Genomic DNA, 8,567 nt, shown 5'->3' on the forward strand with positions numbered 1-8,567 from the left:
GAACAGCACCCACAACTCATCCGGTACCAGCCGCTCAACGAGATTCGTCATGCACGGTTCAACGAACGATCACGCCATAAGAAACGACGTCTTAGCCAGCCAGGCCGCTGCCGAAACTGACGCACTGATCGATGATCCGGCCGATCCGGCGACATGGCGGCTGCCGATCGAGGCATACGGGCCCACCGCTGCGCAGACCCGCCTGATCAACCAGGCGCGGGACATGGTGATCGACGACTGCATGAAGGAGGCCGGCTACCCGGACTGGAAGCCGGCCCCCGACCTGCCGCCACTTGGCGGCAAGACCCTCACCGACTGGCGCTACGGCATCCACGACGCCGCTCTGGCAGCGACCCGCGGCTACAAGCCCGCGTTGGAGCAGCAGAAGGCGTACGACGCGGCCATGCAGGAAGGAGCGGTGGACGAGTCGGGCGCCAGCGACAGTGCCCTCCGGTCTTGTGCGGCCGAAGCTGACGGGCCGGCCCCCCGCGCGGATGCAAGCAGCCTGGCACAGCAAGTGGGCAGTGACTCCTTCCAGGCCGCAACCAAGGATCCCGCCGTGATCGCGGTATTCGAGAAGTGGTCGTCCTGCATGAAGGAGAAGGGCTACACGTACAAGCATCCCCTCGAGCCCGTCGACGACCCACGCTTCACCGACCCCTACGACATCAGCAAGGAGGAGATCGCCACCGCCACGGCCGACATCGCCTGCAAGAAGCAATACGACGTCGCCCGGGTGTGGTTCAACGCTGAGGCGGGACGGCAGCAGAAAGCGATCAAGGCCAATCAGGCGGCCTTTGACACCATGCGTGCCGAGGCCAAATCGGCAGTCTCCAAGGCCAACGCGGTCACCGCCCGCCAGTAGAGCGGCGTCAGGCCCCCCGGTACCTGACGCAGGACGGCTGGTGCCCGCCTACCGCTGCGTGACCGTCCGATAGGCATCCGCCGTCACCGTGCTCCTAAGCGGCCGGTGGCGGCGACTGCTGTATTTCTCAACGCCGCGCGCCCTAACGCCAACGCCAGCGCCAACGCGGCCCGACATCGGTCGACTTCCTCGCCCGGTACCGCACACCCCGTCCCTACGAGGGAGCCCTGATTACGCCGCCCCGCCGTCATGCCCTGCCATGCCCACCTGCGCCGAAAGGAATTCAGAGATCATGCGCGCTTCACGACGTACATGTGCCCGAATCGCCGCGCCACTCGCCGCCGCAGCTCTTGTGTCGGCGCTCGCGTCACCCGTGGCCACCGCCGCGACCTCGGCCGAGACAAGGACCGCCACTGCGACCGCGACATGCCCCGACAGCTGCATACTGGGAACCCGCTCGGCGACGCACACGGGCTACGACCGCCTCGTGTTCGACCTCACCTCGGGTACTCAGGTCAGAACGTCGACGAACACGACGGGTGAGTACTACCCGCCGAGCGGTGTGAAGGAGTACCTGGACATCCCCGGCACCTCGTACTTGTTCATCACCATGGAACCCGCCCACGTGTACGACGACGCGGGGAACCTGACGTTCAAGAGCCCGTTCACGCAGGCGCTGAATCTGCCCACGCTCAAGGGTGTCCAGCTGACGAGTTTGCACGCCGCCACGGTCGACTTCGGCCTCTCTCTCGGCCCGTCGACTCGGTACCACGTCTCCCAGCTGACCCAGCCGAACCGCCTGGTCGTCGACATCTACCGGTAGACCGCCCTCACTCAAGGAGAGTCCTGTGTACAAGAGACGTTGGGGACGGGCGGGGGGCCGCGGGCAAATGCCCTTGGTGGCCGCAACGGCGGTCGCACTCTTAGCGACATTGCCCGCCCAGGCTGCGGCCGGCAATTCGGGACCCCCAGACGGCGCTGCGCAGGGATGGTCGGCGAAGTCGGCAGATAAGACGCTGAAGGCCGGGGAGGCGCCTGCAGGAGCTATTCCGGCACAGCGTCGCGAGTCCCTACAGGGGAAGGGATATACCGCCTCCAAGGATATGGCGTGGACAACGTCCGGTGGTGCGGAGGGGTTCCATGTTCTGGTCGCCGACGCGGCCAAGGGCTACGAGTGGAGAACCGCTGCCACACTGTCCGAGCCAGGTTTCGACGCCGACAGCTGGATCGGTAACGCTTGCGTCACCGAGTCGGGAAAACGTGCCGCCGTGGCCTACGCGCCTCGCACGTTCACCAACAAGCCCGAGCTGATGGTGCGAGGGGGGTTCACCGCCATTGTGAACCTGGAGACGGGGAGCGTCACCAAGCTTCCGTACCAGGCGTCGCTCGCGTACTTTTCGCCAGGCTGCGGTGAAGGTGAAGATGCGGTCTTCACCCAGCTGTCCCACGACGGCGACAAGCAGAGCGGCACCCGCCTCATAACTGTCGATCTCGCCAGCGGCAAGGTCGGCAAGCCTCTGCTGCTCGACGGCCAGGTGACGTCCGCTGTGCCGACCGAGCAGGGCATCGTGGCGGCCGAGGGCCTGCGGCTGGTCAAGGTCAGCAAGGACGGCAAGCGGAAGACGATCGCACGTACAAGCAGTGTTCCCTTCCAGCTTCGGGCCGATAAGGACGGGGGAGTCACGTTCATCGAGCGGATCCCTGGTTCGGCGGTGAAGAAGACGGACCAGGGCGACAGCCAGGCCAGACGGGTTAGTGCCGGGCAGATCAGAAACGGCGACGCCACGCCGGCCAAGCTGGTTCGCGGCGGCCTGACGGAGTGGGACCTCGCATCCTCGGCCGACGGCACCGTGCACGTCACCGGCAAGGCGAAGACCCTGGGGGCGCTGCCGAGGAGCGTCAGGAACCGAGGCGACCTGGCGAAGGACGACCGGATCTCCACCCACGGCGAAGCCGCAGTGGGAACCTCCTGGGCAGCAGGGAAGAACTCCCCTCTCCGAGCCGCTAATGAGGGTGAGGCCCGCCCGGTCCGGACCGAGTTGCGCCTGATCGGCACCGGGAAGACCGAGGTACTGGAAGCATTGCCGGGCGGCAAACTGCTGGGCAACGGAAGTAAGCGGTCCGCAGGGGCAGCGATGTCGCCCGCGCTGCCCGGTGCCGGAAAGGCATCGAAGACGGCGACGTCCTCGTCGGCGTCGACTCTCACGGCGCTCGCGGGATCGCCGACAGACCCGGTCGAGGCGGAACGGACTTGCGCCGTACCGCGTAACGACATACGCAAGCAGGCCTTCCAGCCGACTCCCCGGCAGGTGGAGTGGGCCGTGAACCAGACGGTCGCCGGGACGCTGAACAAGCACATCTCCCGGCCAGCCAACTGGAAGAACACGGGCATGTCGGCCTACCAGCCGCAGTCACTCTTCCCACTGGCACTGATGTACGGAGACACCAACGGCATACCGGACCGTGTCGACAACTGGCACATCCCGTCTCAGGTCCTGCTCGGCATCACCGCGCAGGAATCCAACATGTGGCAGGCCACCCGCTTCGCCGTTCCGGGCGTCACCGCGAACTCGCTGATCGGCAACTACTACGGAGTCGACTACACCCCGGACGGGACGCAGACGGACCCATGGCTAATCAACTGGACCAAGGCCGACTGCGGTTACGGAATCACCCAGGTCACCGACGGCATGCGGCTGGCCGACCAGGGTGTCAAGCGCAGCAAGACGCAACAGGAGGCCATCGCGCTGGACTACACGGCGAACATCGCCGCCGGCGCGAACATCCTCATCGAAAAATGGAACCAGACGTCAAGGGCGGGGCTGACCGTCAACGACGGACACCCGAAATACATCGAGAACTGGTTCTTCGCCCTATGGGCCTACAATTCGGGATTCTACGAGAAGGGTGGCGACCCCGCAGGCGGCGACGAGCACTGGGGCGTCGGTTTCACCAACAACCCCGCCAACCCGATCTGGAAATACAACCGTACTCCCTTCCTCGAGAACGCGAGCGGGGCGGACGACTACTCGCACGCAGCAAACCCGCAGCACTGGCCGTACCAGGAGAAGGTGATCGGTTGGGCCGCGCGGCCCATTGCCGCGATGTTCGGCCCCAGTGACATCCAGCCCGGCTACCGTGCCGCGTGGTGGAACGACAGTTCGTACCGTACGAGTGTCAAGCCACCGATCGACCTGTTCTGCACCATGGAGAACAACAACTGCTACCCCGGCCGCATCGGTGAGGGTGACTCGAACGACACCGGTCAGGGCGCATGCACCCTGGACCAGGGAGATTCGAAGACCAACCCGCACTGGCTCCACTGCTGGTGGAACACCTCAGTGGAGTGGAAAAACTGCGTCACTCTCGCGATGTGCGGAAACGCGGTCCATCGGTTCAACGACACCTATCCCGAGCAGTCGGACGCGAACTCCTACCCTCCCCAGTGCGGTCTGGGCGGCCTGCCGGTCGGGACCCAGATAGTCGAGGACATCCCCTACGGCGCAACGCCGGCAGGGAGCGCGAGCAGATCCTGTGGCGCCTCCACATCGGCAGGAAAATTCGAGTTCAACTTCACCGGATGGAACAACACATATCCGGGAAAGATGGACCTGCACCAGATCGGAGCCGGCGACAACAACCACTTCTGGTTCTCCCACACCAGGAACAAGAACACCGTCGACGGCAGCAGGCTGTTCATCACCGGTAAGTGGACACTGAACCAGTCGAGCATCGGCTGGGCCCGAGTACTGGTGCACATGCCCGACCACGGTGCGCACACCCGCCAAGCGGCCTACGTCGTAGGTGGTACGGACTCCACCTCGCCCGTTCGCGTCGTGCCGCAGCGCACACGTGAGAACCGCTGGGTGAGCTTGGGAGTCTTCCGCTTCACCGGCACGCCAACGGTCTCCCTGTCGACCCACACTACCGACGGCGGCAACGGCGAGGACGTTGCCTGGGACTCCGTCGCGTTCCAGAAGCTGCCGGGCAAGCCGAAGCACCAGATCGTCGCCATGGGTGACTCGTTCTCCTCCGGCGAGGGCGCCTCGGAAGGCAACGCCGACTACTACCCGGAGACGAACTACCGGAACAAGCAGAACGAGGAGACTCGTAATGCCTGCCACCGGTCGAAGAAGGCATGGTCGCGCCAGGCCAAGACCCCCGGAGCGTTCGCATCGATCGGGGAGCTGGCGGACAGCTGGGATGCCGGCATGGACTACCACCTGATCGCCTGCTCGGGCGCCCGTACCTACAACATCCTGAAATACCCGGAGAACGGCGAACTGCCCCAGATCGACAAGGGGTATCTGGACCAGAACACCTCCCTGGTCACGATCTCCATCGGCGGCAACGACTCACGGTTCTCGCACGTCATCCAGAAGTGCCTGATCTCATACGGATCGGGCAGCTGCGACAGCAAGCCGTTCGACAATCCGGAACCTAGGATCGACCGGGACGTCGACGGTGACGGAACGGTGGAGACCAACAGGGACCGCCCCTACCAGGGGCTTCCGATGAGTCAGGCGCTGCCCCGGCTGATCACCGAGGTGGTGAAGGTGGACATCGGAGCCGCCATCCAGCGGGTCCACGCCAAGGCGCCCAACGCAAAGATCATGCTCATGGGCTACCCCAAGCTCGTCTCCGGAGACGCCAGCTGCCTGAGCCTCGGTCCGCTCGGCCTGCCGAAGGAGTCCAACGACTGGCTGAACACCGTGGCCGCTCACCTCACCGCCGAGATGAAGGACGCCGCGGCGCTCGCCCGGAGCAAGGGAATCGACGCACGGTTCTCCGACCCCACGGTGAATTTCGAAGGTAAGGGCGTGTGCGGGAACCCGGAAAGCATTCACGGCATGGTGAAGACCCTCACCGACAGCGACAACACGGTCAAGGACTGGCCGATCCTGAAGGACTACGGCCTTTCGGCGCAGTCCTTCCATCCGAAGATCGCTGGTGCCCGGCTATACGCGGACGCGATGGAATGGACCATCGACGGCTGGGTGTAACGGTGCCCAGCACCTAAAGGGAAGCCGGCCGGGGAGCATTGACCTGGTCGGCTCTCCCATGCTGCTGCTTCGCTATGTGCCCGGCACGGTGTGGTACTCCGTAGTTAGTGTCCACTCGAACAGCGTGCCCGGACGTTCCCGCAGCAGGGAGAGCGTGACGTCGGCAGGATCGGATGCGCACGTACCAAAAATCGCTTTGCGTCCGGGGCACGGCTCCGACAGCTTCGCCTGTGCGTTGCCGCCCGGTGCGTCCCACGACAGGCTCTCCCCACCGGTGAGGCTTCCGATCGACGGCGGGTAGGCGTGCGGCTGTTCATACACCCGGGCCTCGTAGTACCGCAGCGCGCTGCGGATCGAACCCTCGTTCCAGGCGACGGGCGTCTTCATGGACCGGAGGTCCCTGAGTACGTCGGGCGCGGGGCGGTCCACGACGAAGTACAGGTGCAACCGCATCAGGCAGTACATGGCAGGCTGCTTCGGAGGATTGGGGTCGAGGTAGTTCTTGCCCCCGCCCCGGGCGCACGTGTCCATCACGGTGGTCCGCAAGGCTGGACCCCACGGGGAGGACATGCTGATCTCGTCGGCCCGAGCCCGCAGTTCGCGCTCGGTGCGCTCCCGCTTCTGTCGGACCTCGTCCGATGTGGCGATCCCCTTGAGCTTGCCCTTACTAGGGCTGCCGGAGCAGGCACCGACTCCAGCCAGAAGGAATACGAACAGCAGGGACGCAGCCTGGCCGGATCGCCGGCGTAAGGGTGAAGTCATGGCCTGAGTCTCCTACAGGCGCAAGGGCGACCATAGGGGCGGGGCCACAACAGGACCGGGGATCCGTCTGGCGGCCAGTGCGCCATCCTGCCCTCGGAATCCTCGGCGAGTTCAGGACCAGTTGCGTCGACCGGGGACCGGTCGACGCCCCCACAGGCCGGCAGGGCGGGGACTGCCGACAGCGGGCGCGGGGGAGAGTGGCGCCCCAGCCCTGGCCAGGGCCAGCCATCGCGCTCTGCCCTTCGCAGTCCTGCTCCGGTTATCAGCAAGCAGGCAGGAGCCTCGTTCCAACCACGCGAAAGCCCTGTGAGGGATCGCCGATGCTCACACCGTCAATCTCCGCCTCAAACCTACGCTCTAAATAGCGCCCCATCTCTCCTAGCCCATTTGGCAAAAACTGAACGTTGACTATGTCGCCGACCGCCGGCTCCAGGATTGTCTTGCGCACGAGTACGGCAACGCTGCTGATCATCCCGATAGGGTGCGCCGGTATTCATCGGACATGTCGGACGCGGAGTGGACGGCCGTCCGGCCTCTGCTGCCGGTGCCGGCCGGACTCCAGGGGCGGGGCGGGCAGCCGGAAGGTTATTGCCACCGCCAGATGATGGACGCGATCCGCTATATGGTCGCGGGCGGGATCTCCTGGCGGGCGATGCCTGCGGAATTCCCGGCCTGGGGCCGGGTTTACGCCTTCTTCCGCCGCTGGCGCGAACACGGGCCGATTGCCGAGTTCCAAGACCGGCTGCGTGGACGGGGCCCTGAGCGCGAGCGCCGTGAGGCTGAGCCCACGGCGGGCATCATCGACGCCCGTGCCCCGCCCGAAGCTCTTCCCGGCCCAAAGGTGAGCGTCGGACTTCTACCGGCAAGGCTTCGCGCAGGTCGGCTATCGATCCCGAATCCGTAACTTCCACGCCCTCCAGGTACCACCGGTCACCGACACTCGGGCCTCGCTCCACAGGACGCAGATAAGCTAAGTGATCTGACCACTGAGAGGCCGCAGTTTCTGGACCGCAAATGCCGAAGGTTGTCAGCGAGCTGGCAGTGCCAGTAGCAGTGCACGCTGGACCAAGTCAGGGCCGTACAGTCTCTGGGCGAGGGCGTGACCCAGGCCGTTGACAGCGACACGGATTAGCGAGGTGTCCCCAGCCAAGAACCGGCCGTGTGCCTCAGCGCGCATGGCCGTGATCTCCGCGTCGCTGAGTTGTTCCACGCCGTGAAGTTCGGGGAGGGGGGCTCGAGCTGGCGAGAGCTTGGCGCGGTGGGCGCGAGTACTTTCTCGACGAGCCCTCGTACTGCCACGCTGATCGGCGCCTGCCAGCGTATCCATTTCCCCCGCTTCCGCGGCCGCCGCCCCAACGCAATCGACCGCAAGCTCAGCAACTACGTACGCCGGGTGACTCAGGCATCTACGGGCTCCTTCCGGGTGGCCAAGGCATCACCCACGTCATGACCCTGGAGAAGCGTGTAGCTCAGCTCGTGCGCTCCCCACGTCGTCTTCTCCGCCGTCTGCGGATCCAAGCTGCCGCCACTGCCGACCCGCCGCTGAGCGAGAGCGAGCGCCAGGTCCTTCTCCCAGAACCGGCTCAGCCCTCCGAGGGCTGAACTTAGAGGTCAGGGCAGCCTCCCGACGGCACCGTGGCAAGGGAGGCTGCCCTGCACCCAGGCGCCGCCGCGACCTCCTCAGCGGAGACACCTGGCATCCGGCGTCTCTGCTGGCAGCCCTCGCAGACGCAGAGGGATGACGAAGGCAGGGGCGGCACGAAGCGAGGACCGTGTCTGGATCGAAAACTCCTGGCACCAGCAGTCACCGCACCCTGCTCCCGGACGCCGGCTGACAGCATGCGGTCACGTCCGCTGGAGTGGTGTAGTGACGGCCACTCGGTGATCTCGTTTTGAGGCTATGCGGTGAGTTCGGTGGGCAGGGCGGTCTCGTCGGT

At 65.5% G+C, this 8,567-nt stretch carries 6 protein-coding genes; 4 read left to right on the forward strand and 2 right to left on the reverse strand.

Features of this window, described 5'->3' with window-relative positions:
* The 3 genes from ACWD0A_RS34275 to ACWD0A_RS34285 all read left to right on the forward strand — a co-directional run.
* On the forward strand, positions 1-865 hold an 865-nt coding region (locus ACWD0A_RS34275; protein ID WP_451304563.1), incomplete at its 5' end, for a hypothetical protein.
* 292 nt (positions 866-1,157) lie between these two features.
* Positions 1,158-1,688 carry an AMIN-like domain-containing (lipo)protein gene (locus tag ACWD0A_RS34280; protein ID WP_451304565.1) on the forward strand — a complete coding sequence of 177 codons (531 nt, stop codon included), beginning with the start codon at positions 1,158-1,160 and terminating at the stop codon, positions 1,686-1,688.
* Between the two features lie 25 nt (positions 1,689-1,713).
* Positions 1,714-5,868, forward strand: a complete 4,155-nt coding sequence (locus tag ACWD0A_RS34285) for a GDSL-type esterase/lipase family protein (protein ID WP_451304567.1) — start codon at positions 1,714-1,716, stop codon at positions 5,866-5,868.
* A gap of 72 nt (positions 5,869-5,940) precedes the next feature.
* Here ACWD0A_RS34285 and ACWD0A_RS34290 read toward each other — a convergent pair whose 3' ends face one another.
* Both ACWD0A_RS34290 and ACWD0A_RS34295 read right to left on the reverse strand, forming a co-directional pair.
* Positions 5,941-6,630 carry a hypothetical protein gene (locus ACWD0A_RS34290; protein WP_451304569.1) on the reverse strand — a complete coding sequence of 230 codons (690 nt, stop codon included), beginning with the start codon at positions 6,628-6,630 and terminating at the stop codon, positions 5,941-5,943.
* A 262-nt stretch (positions 6,631-6,892) separates the two neighbouring features.
* The gene (locus ACWD0A_RS34295) at positions 6,893-7,102 is read right to left on the reverse strand and encodes a hypothetical protein (RefSeq protein WP_451304571.1); all 210 of its coding nucleotides are present in this window, start codon (positions 7,100-7,102) and stop codon (positions 6,893-6,895) included.
* 30 nt (positions 7,103-7,132) lie between these two features.
* Here ACWD0A_RS34295 and ACWD0A_RS34300 point away from each other — a divergent pair, with 30 nt between their 5' ends.
* The gene (locus tag ACWD0A_RS34300) at positions 7,133-7,534 is read left to right on the forward strand and encodes a transposase (RefSeq protein WP_451304573.1); all 402 of its coding nucleotides are present in this window, start codon (positions 7,133-7,135) and stop codon (positions 7,532-7,534) included.
* The last annotated feature ends 1,033 nt before the right edge of the window (positions 7,535-8,567 follow it).

This window comes from Streptomyces sp. NPDC002867 (assembly GCF_053591895.1).